Source organism: Paenibacillus ginsengarvi (assembly GCF_003626695.1).
Classification (GTDB): domain Bacteria; phylum Bacillota; class Bacilli; order Paenibacillales; family NBRC-103111; genus Paenibacillus_AB; species Paenibacillus_AB ginsengarvi.
Genome location: NZ_RBAH01000005.1, coordinates 204,434 through 220,480, shown reverse-complemented (window position 1 = coordinate 220,480; position 16,047 = coordinate 204,434). Strand labels below are relative to the sequence as shown.

At 58.6% G+C, this 16,047-nt stretch carries 16 protein-coding genes; 9 read left to right on the top strand and 7 right to left on the bottom strand.

Annotation, left to right across the window (positions count from 1 at the left end; translation table 11 throughout):
- The first annotated feature begins 152 nt into the window (after positions 1 to 152).
- A complete protein-coding gene (locus D7M11_RS09320; protein WP_120746929.1) occupies positions 153 to 524 on the top strand; it encodes a hypothetical protein in 372 nt (123 codons plus the stop codon).
- Positions 525 to 705: 181 nt separating this feature from the next.
- Positions 706 to 1,761, top strand: coding sequence for a CotH kinase family protein (locus tag D7M11_RS09315; RefSeq protein WP_120746928.1), 1,056 nt, complete (start codon positions 706 to 708; stop codon positions 1,759 to 1,761).
- Positions 1,762 to 1,862: 101 nt separating this feature from the next.
- Here D7M11_RS09315 and D7M11_RS09310 read toward each other — a convergent pair whose 3' ends face one another.
- From D7M11_RS09310 to modB, 3 genes are all read right to left on the bottom strand, one after another.
- Positions 1,863 to 3,044, bottom strand: coding sequence for a glycosyltransferase family 4 protein (locus tag D7M11_RS09310; RefSeq protein ID WP_120746927.1), 1,182 nt, complete (start codon positions 3,042 to 3,044; stop codon positions 1,863 to 1,865).
- Positions 3,045 to 3,094: 50 nt separating this feature from the next.
- Entirely contained in the window at positions 3,095 to 3,433 is a 339-nt protein-coding gene (locus D7M11_RS09305) for a L,D-transpeptidase (protein ID WP_120746926.1), read from the bottom strand.
- 275 nt (positions 3,434 to 3,708) lie between these two features.
- Positions 3,709 to 4,374: a molybdate ABC transporter permease subunit gene (gene modB, locus D7M11_RS09300; protein ID WP_120746925.1), complete on the bottom strand. Its 666-nt coding sequence runs from the start codon at positions 4,372 to 4,374 to the stop codon at positions 3,709 to 3,711.
- Between the two features lie 638 nt (positions 4,375 to 5,012).
- On the opposite strand from modB, the gene D7M11_RS09295 reads away from it, so the two are divergent.
- On the top strand, positions 5,013 to 6,092 hold the full coding sequence (locus D7M11_RS09295) for a YheC/YheD family endospore coat-associated protein (protein WP_158606530.1): 1,080 nt from the start codon (positions 5,013 to 5,015) through the stop codon (positions 6,090 to 6,092).
- A gap of 61 nt (positions 6,093 to 6,153) precedes the next feature.
- Here D7M11_RS09295 and aroA read toward each other — a convergent pair whose 3' ends face one another.
- Positions 6,154 to 7,539, bottom strand: coding sequence for a 3-phosphoshikimate 1-carboxyvinyltransferase (gene aroA, locus D7M11_RS09290; RefSeq protein ID WP_120746923.1), 1,386 nt, complete (start codon positions 7,537 to 7,539; stop codon positions 6,154 to 6,156).
- Between the two features lie 114 nt (positions 7,540 to 7,653).
- Between aroA and D7M11_RS09285 the strand changes: the two genes are divergently transcribed.
- Positions 7,654 to 8,544 carry a LysR family transcriptional regulator gene (locus tag D7M11_RS09285; protein ID WP_158606529.1) on the top strand — a complete coding sequence of 297 codons (891 nt, stop codon included), beginning with the start codon at positions 7,654 to 7,656 and terminating at the stop codon, positions 8,542 to 8,544.
- Between the two features lie 290 nt (positions 8,545 to 8,834).
- Here D7M11_RS09285 and D7M11_RS09280 read toward each other — a convergent pair whose 3' ends face one another.
- A complete protein-coding gene (locus D7M11_RS09280) occupies positions 8,835 to 9,197 on the bottom strand; it encodes a helix-turn-helix domain-containing protein (RefSeq protein WP_158606528.1) in 363 nt (120 codons plus the stop codon).
- Between the two features lie 147 nt (positions 9,198 to 9,344).
- Between D7M11_RS09280 and D7M11_RS36355 the strand changes: the two genes are divergently transcribed.
- Positions 9,345 to 9,491 carry a hypothetical protein gene (locus D7M11_RS36355; RefSeq protein ID WP_158606527.1) on the top strand — a complete coding sequence of 49 codons (147 nt, stop codon included), beginning with the start codon at positions 9,345 to 9,347 and terminating at the stop codon, positions 9,489 to 9,491.
- A 26-nt stretch (positions 9,492 to 9,517) separates the two neighbouring features.
- Here D7M11_RS36355 and D7M11_RS09275 read toward each other — a convergent pair whose 3' ends face one another.
- Positions 9,518 to 10,045, bottom strand: coding sequence for a dihydrofolate reductase (locus D7M11_RS09275; protein ID WP_120746920.1), 528 nt, complete (start codon positions 10,043 to 10,045; stop codon positions 9,518 to 9,520).
- Between the two features lie 253 nt (positions 10,046 to 10,298).
- Here D7M11_RS09275 and D7M11_RS09270 point away from each other — a divergent pair, with 253 nt between their 5' ends.
- Positions 10,299 to 10,934 carry an NUDIX hydrolase gene (locus D7M11_RS09270; RefSeq protein ID WP_240041019.1) on the top strand — a complete coding sequence of 212 codons (636 nt, stop codon included), beginning with the start codon at positions 10,299 to 10,301 and terminating at the stop codon, positions 10,932 to 10,934.
- 25 nt (positions 10,935 to 10,959) lie between these two features.
- Here D7M11_RS09270 and D7M11_RS09265 read toward each other — a convergent pair whose 3' ends face one another.
- Positions 10,960 to 12,252 (bottom strand): aspartate aminotransferase type Ic, encoded by a 1,293-nt coding sequence (locus D7M11_RS09265; protein ID WP_120746919.1) that lies wholly within the window; start codon positions 12,250 to 12,252, stop codon positions 10,960 to 10,962.
- A gap of 259 nt (positions 12,253 to 12,511) precedes the next feature.
- Here D7M11_RS09265 and D7M11_RS09260 point away from each other — a divergent pair, with 259 nt between their 5' ends.
- The 3 genes from D7M11_RS09260 to D7M11_RS09250 all read left to right on the top strand — a co-directional run bounded on the left by D7M11_RS09260 (position 12,512) and on the right by D7M11_RS09250 (position 15,968).
- The gene (locus D7M11_RS09260; protein ID WP_120746918.1) at positions 12,512 to 13,792 is read left to right on the top strand and encodes a hypothetical protein; all 1,281 of its coding nucleotides are present in this window, start codon (positions 12,512 to 12,514) and stop codon (positions 13,790 to 13,792) included.
- A 189-nt stretch (positions 13,793 to 13,981) separates the two neighbouring features.
- Positions 13,982 to 15,241 carry a M48 family metallopeptidase gene (locus D7M11_RS09255; RefSeq protein WP_120746917.1) on the top strand — a complete coding sequence of 420 codons (1,260 nt, stop codon included), beginning with the start codon at positions 13,982 to 13,984 and terminating at the stop codon, positions 15,239 to 15,241.
- Positions 15,210 to 15,968 (top strand): hypothetical protein, encoded by a 759-nt coding sequence (locus D7M11_RS09250; RefSeq protein ID WP_120746916.1) that lies wholly within the window; start codon positions 15,210 to 15,212, stop codon positions 15,966 to 15,968. The genes D7M11_RS09255 and D7M11_RS09250 overlap by 32 nt, the downstream gene beginning before the upstream one ends.
- Positions 15,969 to 16,047: the final 79 nt, after the last annotated feature.

The window sequence follows — 16,047 nt, the reverse complement described above, 5'->3', positions numbered from 1 at the left end:
ATCCGAAAAGCGCAGGAAAGCCGCGCCCATTCCGGGCATCCGCCAGGGATACAAATATACATTTTTGGACGTACCGACAGGTGACCCGAACCAAAACGCCCGGACAGGTCATAACATATACCACTCCCTTAGGGAAAGGAGGAGACGACACGATGCCGACGATCAACAACGTTCCCGATCTGCTGTACAATATGTGGCTCCAGGACAGGAGTCCCGGCTTCAATCCGAACTGGGCCTCCCACGGCAGTCGCACGGAAGGGCACCGTACCGGCGGTCACAAAACGGGCGGTCACAAAACGGGTGGTCACAAAACGGGCGGTCACCGTACCGGCGGTCACCATACCGGCGGTCACCATACGGAAGGGCACCGGACACTCGGCAGCTTTACGGAAGGGCATAAAACGCTCGGCCACAATACCGGCGGCAAGCGCAGCCGGTGTAAACCAAAACCGGTATGCAAGCCGAAAGTCAAGCCGCACCGTTCGAAGCACCGTAAAACATGCGGATGCAAACATCGCAAATAAGTTACGAACGTCGTCGATCGCTATGGCGATTTTCCGAATGGACGGTTCGTCCTATCCTGATATACGCGCAAAATGGGCAATGGCCGTAACGCTTGCGGTCCATTCCGCATATCGTATCCACAACAGCCTACCCGCATAGGGGTAGGCTGTTCTTCTTCAAGGAAAGGCGGATCCGATCGTTATGGCACTTCCAGAATACGCGATTACCATTGGAGCGGCCGAAACAAAACGGATGGCCAAAAACATATGGAACGGAACGTTCGTTCGCGGTTTTCTCCTATACAACAACCTGCAAGTTCCGATGCGCATCCGCTACCGGGGAGGCCACACGCGGAATTATCCGAAGAAATCGTACGAAATGCGCATCGGCGGTAAAACGTATCATTTTAACGCCGAATATGACGATCCTTCCATGATGCGCAACGCCTTGTCGTTCCGTTTTTTCAGGATGATCCGCGTTCCAAGCCCGACTACGCGACATTGCATCTTGCGGATTAACGGGCGAAACGAGGGCGTTTATTTGCTGATCGAGGCGGTGAACCGTTCTTTTTTCAATCGCCGGCGTATTCCGGTCCGGACGCTCGTATATGCGGATAACGACAGCGCCAACTTCTCGCGAATTAGCCCGGAAACCGGACGCCGGAAAAAATCGCTGCTCGAGGGCTACAGGCAGGTGATCGGCACAAGTGAAGGCCGCTTGCGGTTAAGCCGGTTTATAGGGCGGCTTCATCAGCTCGAGGGGGGCCGGCTGCACGCCCATCTGCGGCGCAGGCTCGATACCGACAACTATTTGCGCTGGCTGGCCGGGGCGGTGCTGACCGGCAATTACGACGGCTTCGATCAGAACTATGCGCTCTACGAGCACGGCCGCTCGGGGAAATATAGGATCATTCCGTGGGACTACGAGGGAACATGGGGGCGAAACTGCTACGGCAAGCCGTGCGCCAGCGACCTGGTGCGGATTACGGGGTATAATGCGCTTACCGAAACGGTGCTGTCCGATGCGCGCCTTCGCGGCGAGTACCGGGACCTGCTCGCCCGGCTGCTGGACGATACGTTTACGGAAGAGCGCATGATGCCTATTATAAGCAGCATGCATGACTCGATTCGCTCCAGCATCCTTGCCGACGGCTCCCGGCCGTGGGCGACAAACGTCTTCGACGGCGAGCCCGAGTTCATACGCTCGTATATTCGCGAACGCCGCGATATCGTGCGTAGGGCGCTAGGCAAGCTGTGATAACGTCAGCCGCTTCCGAACTGCGCGCAGGCGGCGCGAAAAAGCCTCCAATCCCGCTCGCCGAGCGGTTTTGGGGGCTTTTTCCATTTACTTCTTGCCGTTCACTCCTGTCCAGGGGCTTCAGCATCGCCGATACGAACGCCAAGCGAGCGGTACAGTTCCACAAGCCTCTCGGCCGTATGCTGCCACGTGAACTGGTCGCGCACCCGAACGAGCCCCCTCTCGCCGAGGCTTCTGGCGTACGCTTCGTCGGATAACACCGAGCATACGTGATGGACGAGCTGCTCGGGAAGCCGGGCCGGATCGGCCAGCAGCCCCGAGACGCCGTGCTCGATAATTTCTTTCATCCCGCCGGCGGCGGTAGCGACTACCGGCACGCCGGACGCCATCGCTTCGACGTTGACGAGCCCAAAAGCCTCCTGCTCGGCCGAAGGCACGACGGCGACGTCGGCGAGCCGGAACCACGCGGGAATCTGCTCGTGGGGCACGAACGGCACGAAGCGGATATGGGGCGAAGCGAGCCGGGCCATCCGCCGGAGCTTCCTGACGTACGGGGTGAGCCGGTTCGAGCCGTAATACGCTCCCCCTACAAGCAGCAGCACGGCGTCCGGCTCCAGCGCGGCTATGGTCGGCATGACGGCCACGAGATGGTGCACGCCTTTGATCGGTATGAACCGTCCGACATACAGCACGATTTTTTTGCCCGACAAGCCGAGCCGGGCGAGCTGCTCCTCCCGCTTCGCCTGCTCCTCCGCCGTCCAGCGCGAGACGAAGCGCTGCATATCCACCCCGGGATAACTCACCACGACTTTTTCCGCGATCGATTCATCCTGGGCGACGACTCTTGTTTTCAAATATTGGCTGTTTACGACGATCGCATCGGCAGCGCGAAGGCATAACCGGAGCGCGGAAGGGGAGATATGCGGTGGCGACATGAAGGCGGTGGAATGCAGCGATAACACGACCGGCGCAGCCGGAAGCTTTTGCTTCAAATAGCGGGCGTTTCGGGGACGGTTCTCCACCTGAATCAGATCCGGATGGTCGCTCTTGAGCAGCCTCGCCACTTGACCGATATACGGTTTGCGGGCCGGGCGGACGAAGCGGATCCCCCCGCGCCAGCCGCTGGCTGACATCCGCCTCGTTTTTTTGCCGAATACGGTCACTTCCGCCTGACGTTTGAGCCGTTCCCCGACCTGCGTGGCTACGAGCTCGACCGAGCTGCTCCGGCCGGAAGGAACGGGGAACGTCCCGGGAGTAACGAACGCAATCTTCGTGCGGGACAAAACGTCCACCTCCAATTGTTGCTAACAGCCTGCGGCGGTTGTCAGGCGGACTACGGTCTTATCGTCACGGGGGTTCCGATCGGCACCAAACGCTCCAGTTCGAGAACGTCGTGATTGAACATGCGGATACAGCCATGCGACACCAGCTTGCCGATGGAAGTCGGATCGTTCGTTCCGTGTATGCCGTAATGCGGCTTGGACAACCCCATCCAGAAAACGCCAAACGGCCCTCCCGGGTTCGGCTGCTTATTTACAACCGTAAACTGTCCGGTCGGAGTTGCCGTTAGCATTTTACCGATACCGACAGGATAGGAACGGACAACGCGCTCGTCTTGAAGCAGATGAAGCATACGATCGGATAAATCTACAATAATTCGAGTTTGCGGCACGATCCTCACCTCCCGGCGAATCGCCGGCGTAAACGGCGGCGGCTCCTGCCGATAACGCCGATTCCGGACGATTGGGAGCTTTGAGCGGAAATACCGCCGTAAAGCTCGTTACATCATATGCGCGTGCGGAGCCCGCTGCTAATCGATATTACGGCCTTCTTGCGGCTCATCCGCTATCGCCGCGACCGTTCGCCTCGCCAGCTCCATTACGACTTCGGGTGTTATGTACCGGCTATCTGCTTGCATGCGGGCAGCCCCTTTCTTTTGTCTGCAGGTTATTTGGCTCTCGGGACGATCAGCAATAACGCGTACGAAATGACAACAACAGAGCCGGTCCACCACCAGGCCATCGTCATATTCCCGCTCTCGGCGGCTACGTAGATGGCGGTCGGAACGGTTTGCGTTTTGCCGGGAATATTGCCCGCGATCATAAGCGTCGCCCCGAACTCCCCGAGCCCGCGGGCGAAGCCGAGTACGTACGCGGTCCCGAGCGAGCGGCGGGCAAGCGGCGCCGTCACGTGGCGGAACAGCTGCCATTCGGTAGCGCCCATCGATCTGGCGGCATCCTCTAGATCGCGGTCGACGGAGGCGAAGCCGGCCTTCATCGTCTGGAACACGAGCGGAAAGGCGACGACCGAAGCGGCTATGACGGCTGCTTGCCAGCTGAATACGATCGGTTTGTCGAACAGCCATTCCGCCAGCTTGCCGAGCCAGCTCCTTCTTCCGAGAAGGACGAGCAGAATCAAGCCGACAACGGTCGGAGGAAGGACGAGCGGCAGCAGGAACAGCGTTTCCACTACCGTTTTGCCGCGGAAACGCGCCCGATTCATCCACCAGGCTGCGGCAATGCCGAAGACGAATACGACGAAGCTCGCTATGACCGATACCCAAACGGAGAAGGCGACAGGGGCGAAAAAATCGTGCAGCCCGCTACTGCTCATAGGCTGCCGTCCGCCGCCAAACGCCCTTTAATGCGGCACGGTCCTCGGTTTCCGCTCCCTTTGCCGCCAGGCCGCTTGCGATACTTACTGCTGCAGCTCGTCCGTTTCACGATCCGATTCCTCCCCCGCTTCTCTATTTTCAGCTATTATACAGACGATCGCGCAGCGCGTCGATACTTTTTCCTCCCCCCGGCCAACAAAAAAACGTCACGCAAGTAGCCAGCGGCTCTTGCATGACGTTTGCCCTTTTCCGAGACTTGTTCGGGGAAGCCCGGTTTCACTCCGCTTGCGGGACATGGACGTTATGTGGTCGATTTTGTCCCGGCAGACGGGTGCTACTTTTCTTTCGACGTACCGGCTTGTGCGGTCTGGGAATCTCCCCGATTGCCCGGCTGTTTGCGCTTCCCGTTGTTGTTCGATTGGTTGCGGCCCACCACGTCACGTCCTTTCGGTTTATCGGTATGCCCTGTCCGGCATCTTTCCGCAATCAACATCGGAAAGCGACCTTAGTATATGGAAACAAGTGGGGGGATTATACGCCCGGCGGCGCCGCTCCCGTAAACAATAGCCCGTACGCACTCGTCCATACGGGAGCCTTACGGTACGCATACGGTATACGGGAGGTGGAGAAAACTGTCATGGATAAACGATACATCGGCATTCTTGTGAACGACTCCTGGTACCGGCGCATCCCGAGCGGGCGCACGTATCACGAATCGCTCCCTTGCTATGAGAAAGCGGGAAAGCTTCACGGCGTAACGCCCTGCTTTTTCAGACTGAAGGACATCAAGCCGGGACAGCCGTTCGTCCATGCCTACGTCAAGTCGGAGATCGGCTACAAGCGCTGCCTTATTCCCGTACCGTCGGTTATTCATAACCGCACGCTGTATACGAACAAGCAGCCGAAGGCGGCCATCCGGCGTCTCGCGGAAGACGGAAAGCGCATATTCAACGAATGGAACCGGTACGGCAAAGGGTATATTCACGAGCGGCTCATGGAGGAGCCCTCGCTTCGCCCGCATTTGCCGGTAACCCGTCCGGCGACGCCAGCTGCGATCCGCGACATGATGGGCGACTATTCGAAGCTTATTCTGAAGCCGAACAGCAGCAGCATCGGACTCGGCATCATGAAGTTGGAGGAAGCGGCAAACGGCGTTTGGCTGCTGCACGGAGCGGCAAAAAACGGGCGGAAGATCGCCTTTCGTCCGCCGGACATTCCTGCCATAGTCAGACGCAAGCTGCGCTCACGGCCGTATCTCGTTCAGCAGCTGCTGCCGCTGGCGACATACTGCGGCAGACCGTTTGACCTGCGCGTATCGGTACAGCGGAACGAAACCGGGGACTGGCAGGTGACCGGCATCGCCGCCAAGGTTGCGAAGCCCGGCGCGTTCCGGACGAATGTAGCCCAGGGCGGAGTCGTTTATTCGCTCGACAAGGTACTGGGTCCGTATCCAGAGCTAAACCCCGAGCAGGTTCGAGCCGCGATCGGCGATTTTTCGCTGCGGGTGGCGTGTCAGCTCAGCCGGCATTTGCCCCGCCTGGCCGATATCGGGCTGGATGTTGGGCTGACGGAGCACGGTTTCCCCATGTTCATCGAATGCAATGGGCGCGACCTCAGGTACAGCTTTCAACAAGGCAATATGCTGGATGCGTTTCAACAAATTTATTCGAATCCGGTCGGTTTTGCCAAATATTTATTGGAATCGGGGGATCGTTAACGTACGAAAAACGGGTGGCCACGCGCGACATGTTTATTTGTCGCGCGCGACCCGCTTCCGTTTACGAATCGGCAGCGTCTGCCTGCCCCTCTTTCGGCTTCAAGCGGACGCGCATTCCCAAGCTGCGCATATGATCGAAGAACGGGGGACACGTCTTAGATACGCAGCCCGGATCCAGCAGCCGGATGCCCGGCACCTTGGCGGCGATCAGGGCAAGCGACATCGCCACGCGATGGTCGTCATACGTAGGCAGCAGCCCGCCCGAAGGCGTGCCCGGAAACACGGTAAGCCCGTCCGCGTGCTCCTCCACAGCGATGCCGAGCTGGCCAAGCGATTCGCATATGGCTGCAATCCGGTCGCATTCGTGATGGCGTATATGCGCGACGTCCGTTATCGTGATAGGGGCATCGGCGAACGGCGCGATCGCCGCAAGCGTCAGCGTTTGGTCGGACAGCTCCTTCATGCTGACGGTGAATCCTCCGCGCAGCCGCTCCGGCCCCCACAGTTCGACCCCGCGAGGCCCTTTGGCGATCCGGCAGCCCATTCGCTGCAAAATATCGGTAAACGCGATATCCGGCTGCCGCGTATCCGCGCGCAAATTCGGAATATGCACATGCCCGCCTGTCAAGGCGGCGAACGCCAAATAGTAGCATGCCGTAGAAGCATCCGCTTCGACCTTCAGCTCATGGCCCGCATACGGGCCCGGTATCACCTCGAACCGGTCATACATGTCGCTGTGCGTCACCTGGGCTCCGAAGCGGCGCATCCAATCGACCGTAATGCCGACATAGGCGTGCTGGACGATGCCGCCGGGCACGACGAGCTCCAGCGGATTGGCCGCGTACGCTCCGGCCATAAGCAGACCGCTGATGAACTGGCTGGAGACGTCTCCCGCCAGCTCGACTGTTCCGCCCCGCAGCCCTGCTGCGTTTATGACAATCGGCAGCCTTCCTTCGCGCCCTTCGTAGCGGATATCCGCTCCGGCGGCACGGAGCGCTTCGATCAGCGGACCGATCGGTCTTGCGGACAGGCTGGCGCTTCCTTCGAGCCGCCACCGTCCTTCCGGACAAGCCGCCAGCAGTCCGGGCAAAAATCTCGCTGCCGTGCCGGCGGCGCCCATATACAAACTGCCTTCGCGGACCGGTGCATGTCCGCCGATCCCGTCGACCGTCACCGCCTCATCCGCTACCGATACCGGCACGCCGAGCCGGCGCAAAGCGTCGATACACCAGTACGTATCGTCGCTGCGAAGCAGGTTGCCAATCACGGAGCGGCCGCGCGCCATCGCCGCCATGATGAGCACGCGATTCGAAACGCTTTTGCTCCCCGGGGCGTGAATGACCGCCTGCTGCGGCGGGCCGGAGGGCGGGGCAAGCTCCGCCTCCGCGATCGTATGAAGCTGGGACCAAGGGGATCTGGCTTCCAAATCGGGTTCCGTTACAAACATCTTATCGTTCCTCCTCATGGAAATAAAAGCTGCTGCTTGCTTTCCATTATAGAAGCGAATACGATATACAGATAATCGATGTTTTGTATATTTTACATAGAGAGGTTCTATATCATGAGCGCCATGGATCACTACAAAGTGTTTTACCGCGCCGTCGTCTGCGGCAGCATCACCAAAGCGGCGGAGCAGCTGTACATGACCCAGCCGAGCGCCAGCTATGCGATCCGGCAATTGGAGGAACAGCTCGGCGTGAAGCTGCTCGTGCGCAAGTCAAAAGGCGTGGACACGACGGAGGAAGGGCGCGTGTTGTTCCGTTTCGTCGAGCAGGCGTTCGGGCTGCTGCAAGCCGGCGAGCGGAAAATCGGCGAGATGAAGTCGTACTTGTCCGGCATCGTCCGTCTCGGCGCCAGCGATTCGCTGTGCAAATATTATGTGCTGCCGTTTCTCGAAGCGTTCCGGGCGAGACATCCCGGCATTAAAATTTGCTTGACCCACGGCAAAAGCGAGCATCTGCTCGGACGCTTGAGCGAGGGGGCGATCGACTGCTGCATGGTGCATTTGCCTGCGGAAGGCTACAGAGTGACCGTGCAAAAGAAAATCCGGGACATCTTCGTCGCGGGTCCGGCCTTCGCCGCTCTCGCACCGCGGCCGATCGAACTGGAGGAACTGGTGCGGCAGCCGCTTATCATGCTGTCGGCGGACAGCCGGACCCGGACGTTTTTGCGCTCCTGCCTCGAAACCCGCGGGCTCAAGCTGGAGCCGGATATCGAGCTGGGCAGCGTCGACCTCAGCATTGAATTTGCCGTCAAAAATATGGGCATTTCTTTCGTGACGCGCGATTATGTGCAAAAGGAGCTGGAATCGGGAGCGCTGCTCGAAATCCGCACCTCAGAGCCGCTTCCGGAGCGCTCGATCGGAGTCGTCGCCGCGGACGAGTCTTCTCTGTCGCTGGCCGCATCCCTGTTCGCCCGAGAGCTGTCGGACTACCTTTTGCAGAGGGTGTAACTAGAATCAACTACAAAGCCACAGAAAAACAGGTCGCCAAAAGTAGCGACCTTTACATCGTGTTTGGATATTCGTTTTGTCCGCTCCCGGTATCGGAGTTCTTTCTCTTCCGCCAGCTTCCTGTTTTTTCCTTATAAACCTAATTTACTAACAAGTTTACGTTCATCTCTTGTTCAAATAAGGCAAAATTTGGTACAATACGAGTAAGCAGCCTGCTTATGAAGCAGTTCCCGCACGGGGACAAGCCCGCCGAACAGCCGTTGCCGCATCTACTATCTGTTGGCCGAGTATTATTTGTCGGATTTGCGCTGGATTCCGTACTTGGCCCGCTTCTCCTTAAGGAGCCGGAACATTTCCAGACTGTCCCGCAAATGCTCAGCCTCTTCCCTCGTCAATTCCTCGACCTCGCCGTCGAAATACATCTTTGCCTTGCCTCCGGATTCGGTAGCTCCGCCCGGTTCTCCGGTCAGCAGCCAATCTATTGAAACATCGTACAAAACGGCCATTTTTTGTAAAATCTCATTATCAGGCTGCGATTTGTCGTTTTCGTACTTGGATATCGTCGTAAAATTCAGGCCGAGCAGATCAGCCACTTGATGCTGGGTGAGACGTTTGCTGTTTCTGGCGCTCTTTAATCTCGCACCGAAAGTCATGAATTCTATCACCTCTGACATTCAGTATAAGAGATTTGAAAATCGTTCAAAATATTGTTGATGATTATTCAATATATGGTGTATAATTTGAAGTATAGGAAATAGTCATTTTTATCCATTACATTCGTGACTGGGGGAATTATTAACGTGCTGCCTGCTTATACCACTCCGATTCTGATAGCGGTCGCCGTCCTGGGCCTTATCGGTTTCATTTATTCCATTCGCGTCGAATTGCGTTATCGGGAAAGAATGCGCAAGGAAATGGAAGAAATCCGGCGCACGAAACGGACGTAACGCTGGAACGACAGTACGCGGAATCCCTAACATTTGCGTCGATAGGTAAGATATTCATACCGGTGCGGATTGGACTCGTCCGTAAGCCCCCTCATACGGGAGAGGATCGTCCATTCGCTCTCGTCATATTCGGGGAACACGGTATCACCCTCGAACGCCTCGTCGATTACGGTCAAATACAGCGTATGCGCATATGGCAAAAATAACCTGTAGATTTGCTCTCCGCCGATGATGAATAGCGGGGAGCTTTCATTGGTCGCATAACGGGCCAGCGCCTCTTCGGCGGACCCCAAGATCTCGCATCCTTCGGCGGCGTACCCCGGGTCCCGCGATAAAACGACGTTGCGTCTGCCGGGAAGCGGCCGCTTCATCGCCTCGAAGTTACTGCGTCCGCTTAACACCGTATGCCCCATCGTGATCCGTTTGAAATATTGCTGCTCCGCCGGCAGCCGCCAAGGAATGGCGTTTCGGCAGCCGATAATCCGATTGCGGTCCATCGCCGCAATCATCGCCACGTTTGGCTTCCCGCTCCGATTTGGTTCCACACTTCGCATTGTCCATCCCTCTCCTGTCTCTATCCCTGTTCCGTTATGCCCTGTTCAATCGCATCATGCGGGGTCGCTCGCAAGTTACGTTTATTTTATCATTTCGGGGGATCGCTGACGACAGCAGGACCGCAGCTCCCTGCCGGCAATCGTTGCTATTTGCGCTGTGACGGCTTATTGTTGGTGTAGCGGGAACAGGAGCCTGTAACGTCCGGGTTTCCATTAGGCAGGACACCCGCGACCAGGAGCGGAGGGAAACGGCTTGAACAAAAACGAAGAACGGTTCGATATTTTCGACGGGGCGATGAACCGGATCGGTACTGCCACTCGTGCAGAAACGCATGCAAAGGGCTACTGGCACCAAACGTTTCACTGCTGGATCGTTACGCGGGGGGAGCACGGGCAGCCGCAGCTGCTGTTTCAGAAGCGGCATCCGGAGAAGGACACGTTTCCGGACAAATACGACATCACCTGCGCCGGACATTTGCAAGCCGGGGAAACGCCGGAGGACGGCGTGCGCGAGCTGGAAGAGGAGCTTGGTCTGGACGTTCCGTTCGCAAGCCTTACCCGAATCGGAACGATTCCGATCGAAATGCGCTACCGCGATTTGATCGACAAAGAGTTTTATCATACGTTTCTGTACGAATGCGATCTCCCGCTGGAGCAATACCGGCTGCAGCCGGACGAAGTTGTCGGGATCGTGAGAGCGGACGCGGCGGACGCGGCAAAGCTGTTCGCAGGAGAAGCGGAAGCGGTATGGGCGGACGGGCTGGAGACGCAGCAAGAAGGCCGGCTCGTATCGAGCGGCCGCCTGCTAAAGCGTTGCGATTTCGTGCCGCACGGAGATGCTTATTACAAGCAGGTGCTCGGCGCGGTTATGCACTATTTCTCCAAGTAAATCAAAAGCTGCCGCAGCGGTTCCTTTAAGCTTCGCGGGCGGAGAGCAGCTTTCTCGCGCTGACGATCTGCACGCACAAGATCAGCACGCGAATGGCGGCCTGCAATTCTTCCGGCGACGGATACGACGGGGCGATGCGGATATTGCGGTCCCGCGGATCGGTGCCGTACGGGAACGTCGCTCCCGCCTGGGTCAGCGTGACGCCCGCTTCCGCGGCCATTGCAACGACTTCTTTGGCACAGCCGTCCAGCGTGTTCAGGCTAATGAAGTATCCGCCGTTCGGTTCGTTCCAGGAGGCGATGCCCGTATCCCCAAGCTCCGACGCGAGCAAACCGAGCACGGCATCAAACTTAGGCCGCAGGATGTCAGCATGCTTCGCCATATGGGAGCGAATGCCGTCCATGCCGCCGAAGAAGCGAACGTGGCGCAGCTGATTGAGCTTGTCCGGCCCGATCGTTTGCACGGATAGCTGCCGGCGGATGAAGCTTATGTTGGCGGCGCTTGCCGCCATCGCCGCTACGCCAGCGCCGGAGAAGCTGATTTTGGACGTGGAGCTGAACAGAAAGACGCGGTCCGGATGGCCCGCAGCCTTGCAGGCAGCCAGCATCGGCTTCAACCGGTCGGGCGTGTCCGTCAAATGATGGACCGCATAAGCGTTGTCCCAGAAAATGCGGAAGTCCGCGGCTTTCGCGCTCATCCCGGCCAGCCGGTCCACCACCTCATCCGAATACGTAATCCCGTCGGGATTGCTGTATTTCGGCACGCACCAGATTCCCTTGATCGCCTCGTCCTCGGCCGCCAGCTTCTCGACCTGGTCCATATCCGGCCCGTCCGGGAGCATGTCCACGATGATCATCTCAATCCCGAACAGCTCGCAGATGGCAAAATGCCGGTCGTATCCCGGGCTCGGGCACAAAAATTTCACCTTCGGCAGCTTGGCCCAAGGCGCCGGACTGCCGTAAACGCCGTGCAGCATCGCTCTGGCTATCGTGTCGTGCATCATCGTCAAGCTGGAGCTGCCGCCGATGATCACTTCCTCCGGCTTTACCTCCAAAATATCCGCAAACAGCCGCTTCGCTTCGGGAATCCCGTCCAGCCCACCGTAATTGCGCGTATCGGTCCCGTCCTCGGTTGTCAGCCGGCCTCCCGGCTTCAGTACATCCAGCATGCCGCCGGACAAATCCAATTGCTCCGGACACGGCTTGCCTCTCGACATGTCCAGCTTCAGCTTGCGGCTTTTGTATTCGTCGTAAGCGGCTTGTTTCTCCTGAGCAATCGTCGTCAGTTGCTCCGATCCCCATGTTCTCCAATCCGTCATCGTTGCTTGGCCTCCCTGTTTATCTTGCCTAAGTCCTGCTTTGCTATAGCCAGCTTAGCAGGTGTCGTCCCTGCGTTCAAGGGGACTTCCTTCTTTTCCTGTACAGGAACATGATGACCGCTTTCGGTACTATGATGACCTATTGGCCTGAATGCGTTTGTAGCGGAAGGAAACGATCGCGAGCTCACGAACATCTAATCCGACGACTTGATTACATAAGGCGGCTGTTCGGAAAGCGCCATAAGGAGATGTGACGGCTATGGGAGGCATTCATCTACATCCCCACGACATTTTGGACGAAGGACCTGCGGCGATTCTAGAGCGGGTCGGCAAAATGAACTCGGTGCAGCTCCTGCTGCCAGAAATGAATACGATCTTCGAAAGAAACCCGTACCCTTCGGGCGTGCTCCCCCATAACCCCGTTCGCGGAGTCGTGCAGGGCACGGGGACGTTTCATCTGCGGCTCGATACGCGGGAGCTGTCGCCGCGGCTGTACCAGACGATAGATCCGTCCGTGGAGCAAGGAGCCGATAGCCTTGCCCGGCTGCTCGAGGCGCTGGAAGACGCTCCTTATTCGGTCGTTCCGTGGGTCAACCTATTGAACGGCAGCTTCGAGGGGGATCTGGAGGCGAGCCGCGTCGTCGATTTCAGCGGCCGTACGGTTCAGCATTGGCTCTGCCCGAACGGGCCTTATGTCGTAGACATGTGGACGAATGTGCTGGCGGCTGCCAGCCGGCAGTACGGGTGCAAGACGTTTCTGCTCGACAGGCTCCGCTTTCCGGACTGGGCGGGCGAGCGTGTGAATCCGAACGGCCTGTTCAGCTGCTTCTGTCCAAACTGCGTGAGCGGCATGGCCCGGCTCGGGATCGACACCGGCGCTTTGAAGGCGGAATTGTGCAGCATTACCAGCCTGCTCGGGGAGAAAAAGTTCGACGAAGCCTTCCTGCGTCTATCCGGCTCGGCGGTGATTCAGTCTTGGGTCCGCTTCAAGCAGTCCAGCGTCTCTTCCTTCATCGAGCGCCTCGTCGCGAGCTTGCGCAGCCGAGATCCGTCCATCGTTTGCTGGCTCGATCTGTGGCCGCCGTGTTACGCCTGGATTCTCGGGCAAGACTACACTCGTCTGAGGGAGCTTGCCCCGGCGCTGAAGCATTTCCCTTATCACAAGCTGGGCGGCGGGGCCGACGTGCAAGGGCTGATCGACAGTCTCGCCGCTGAGCCCGAAGATCGGGAGAGGGCGTTTCAGGCTTTCCTGAAGCTGTTCGGGATGAACTATCCGCTCTCGTACGAGGCATTCAGACGCGACGGCTTTCCGCTGCGCTTCGTGGCAGACGAAAACCGCAAAGCCCGTGCGCTCTCGAAGCCGGGAACGCGCATCTTCAGCGGCGTCCAGATGTGGAACTTACACCCGGACGAGCTCACGCTCGCGCTCGGAGAGGCGCTAGCGAGCGATGCCGACGACGTGCTCTACTACTGCTACGGCTGGGCGGACGAGGATTTGTTCGATGCGGTCGGCGCTATGTTCGGCGGAAAGAGGCGATAAGCGGGCATCGCGGTCTCCGCTTCCGGCCAAAGCAATGGGCGGAGCCATATATAGCCGAAAAATGGTTCCGCTATGCATGTTCCGCCCACAATACTGTGCAGCCTCCCGCTAAGGCGGGTCTTTTTTGCGTCGTCTGCGAATGCTATGATGGATGAAGCTGGAGATTTTTAACGGAAAAGGGGTTTTCCTTTGAACAAGCCGATCCGTCTCTATTACATCCTGTTTGCGGTGTATGCCATCCTAATCGGCATCTATTTATGGTACGCAGCGTCCAATACGGTACCGGACGTGTACAAAGGAACGCCGGCCGATCCGGCCACGTTCATGACGACAGAGCAGCTTAGCGCCAGCGAAACGTATTCCGCTCAGCGCAATTGGCTGTTTTTCATCGCATACCCGTGGGAATGGGGCATCTATATCGTGCTGCTGTTCGGCGGCTTCGCCAAACGATGGGAGCAAAAGCTGGAGCGCACCGGCATGCCCTTCGCGCTGCGGCTGGTCTCGCTTGCGTTTCTCGTGAGCGCCGTGGCGTTTCTCGTACAGCTCCCGCTGCGGTTTGTCGGCTACACGCTGTCCCGCAGCCATCACATCTCGACCCAGCCGTTTACCGGCTGGCTGCACGACAAGCTTGTCGCCTTCGGGGTGAATACGCTAATTACGCTCGCCGTAGCAGTCGTCGCTTTCTGGATCATCCGTAGAGGCGGAAGATGGTGGCTGAAGCTGTGGCTGCTGTCCGTGCCGTTCACGCTGTTCCTGATGTACATACAGCCCGTCGTCATCGATCCGCTGTACAACGAGTTTTCGCGGCTGTCTGATTCGGCGCTCGAGCAAAAAATCGAACGGCTGGCCGCCGACGCCGGCGTTCCGACACAGCGGGTGTTCCAGGTCGACATGTCGACCAAAACGAATGCGCTCAACGCCTATGTCGACGGCATCGGACCGAGTCTGCGCATCGTTTTGTGGGATACGACGCTGAAGCGGATGGACGACGACGAAGTACTGCTCATCGTCGCCCACGAGATCGGCCATTACGTCATGCATCATCTCGAATGGAGCGTTCTCGGGGCGATCGGCAGCTCGCTGGCGCTGCTCCTGGTCGGCAGCATTCTCCTGCGCTTCCTCATTCGCCGCTGGGGGGATCGCTGGGGCATTCGCGAGCCGGGACAGGCCGCCGCCTTTCCGCTTATTTTGCTGCTGCTGTCGGTCCTCTCCTTCGTCTCCTTGCCGGTATCGAACGCCGTATCGAGACAGGCGGAGAGTTCGGCCGACCGGTATGCGGAGAAGCTAATCGGCTCTTCACACAGCGCGGTCAGCATGCAGCAGAAGCTGGCGTTAGCTACGCTTGACGAGGTGGACCCGTCTCCGCTAGTCCGGCTGTTCCGCTCCACTCATCCGAGCTCGCTGGAAAGGATCGCCGATGCACAAGCTTTCGAGAACAGAAGCAGATAAAACGTTCGTATTCGCAGCCGCCGGGGTGTACACGTCACCGGACTTTATGCAAGGCGTACTGAAGCGGATCGTATCGATGCTGGAGCGGCAAAAGGGGCTGCGGGTCGCGCACGCGGCGCTGCTGTTCCCGTACGGGGACTGGGGCAGCCCGCTGCTCCGGCAAATCCGCGAGGTGCGGCGGGACATGGCGCTGCGCGGCAGCGGCCGCTTCGAGCGCTCGGTCGGCGGCAGCGCGATAATCCGCGCGATCGGCGATTGTACGGGGGCGGACCGGCTCCTCTTCATCGGCCATAGCGGCGGCGGCGTAGCATCCGTTCATGCTGCTATGACGCTGCTCCGGCAAGCCGGGAGCGAGGGAGAAGGCGGGAGCTGGAAACCCGACATCCGCATCGCGCAGATCGGCTGCCCGCGTTGCTCCATCCCGCCGGAGATGCAGGCGCGGGTGCGTTATTTGTACGCCGCCGGGCGCAGCGAAGGGTCGTCCAAAGACCCGATCTGCCGTCTCGGCAGCTGGGGCGGCTGGGACAGGAACGGACCACTGGTAGTCCCCCGCTGGAACCCGCTGAAGCACGCGCCCCAGAAGCGGATCGCAATCCCGGTTATCGGCGGGCATCCCGACTATTTTCGCGATCACGCTCCGTATATAGACGAGCTCGGCCGCTCCAATCTGGACCGCGTGGCGGACTGTATCCTGGATTTGCCCGGATGGGGCGACGACGGCAAATAGAATAAGCGCCAGATTGCCCCACTTCCTCTGCCCTTCCGCCCCTCGAAAACTTTAATCAGCCGAATCGACAGGAGGAATA

Excerpts from the sequence above, each read along its gene's own strand:
- D7M11_RS09320 (WP_120746929.1), top strand. The coding sequence starts at position 153 with ATGCCGACGATCAACAACGTTCCCGATCTGCTGTACAATATGTGGCTC.
- D7M11_RS09315 (WP_120746928.1), top strand. The coding sequence starts at position 706 with ATGGCACTTCCAGAATACGCGATTACCATTGGAGCGGCCGAAACAAAA.
- modB (WP_120746925.1), bottom strand. The coding sequence starts at position 4,374 with ATGAGCAGTAGCGGGCTGCACGATTTTTTCGCCCCTGTCGCCTTCTCC.
- D7M11_RS09295 (WP_158606530.1), top strand. The coding sequence starts at position 5,013 with ATGGATAAACGATACATCGGCATTCTTGTGAACGACTCCTGGTACCGG.
- aroA (WP_120746923.1), bottom strand. The coding sequence starts at position 7,539 with ATGTTTGTAACGGAACCCGATTTGGAAGCCAGATCCCCTTGGTCCCAG.
- D7M11_RS09285 (WP_158606529.1), top strand. The coding sequence starts at position 7,654 with ATGAGCGCCATGGATCACTACAAAGTGTTTTACCGCGCCGTCGTCTGC.
- D7M11_RS09280 (WP_158606528.1), bottom strand. The coding sequence starts at position 9,197 with ATGACTTTCGGTGCGAGATTAAAGAGCGCCAGAAACAGCAAACGTCTC.
- D7M11_RS09275 (WP_120746920.1), bottom strand. The coding sequence starts at position 10,045 with ATGCGAAGTGTGGAACCAAATCGGAGCGGGAAGCCAAACGTGGCGATG.
- D7M11_RS09265 (WP_120746919.1), bottom strand. The coding sequence starts at position 12,252 with ATGACGGATTGGAGAACATGGGGATCGGAGCAACTGACGACGATTGCT.
- D7M11_RS09260 (WP_120746918.1), top strand. The coding sequence starts at position 12,512 with ATGGGAGGCATTCATCTACATCCCCACGACATTTTGGACGAAGGACCT.
- D7M11_RS09250 (WP_120746916.1), top strand. The coding sequence starts at position 15,210 with ATGCACAAGCTTTCGAGAACAGAAGCAGATAAAACGTTCGTATTCGCA.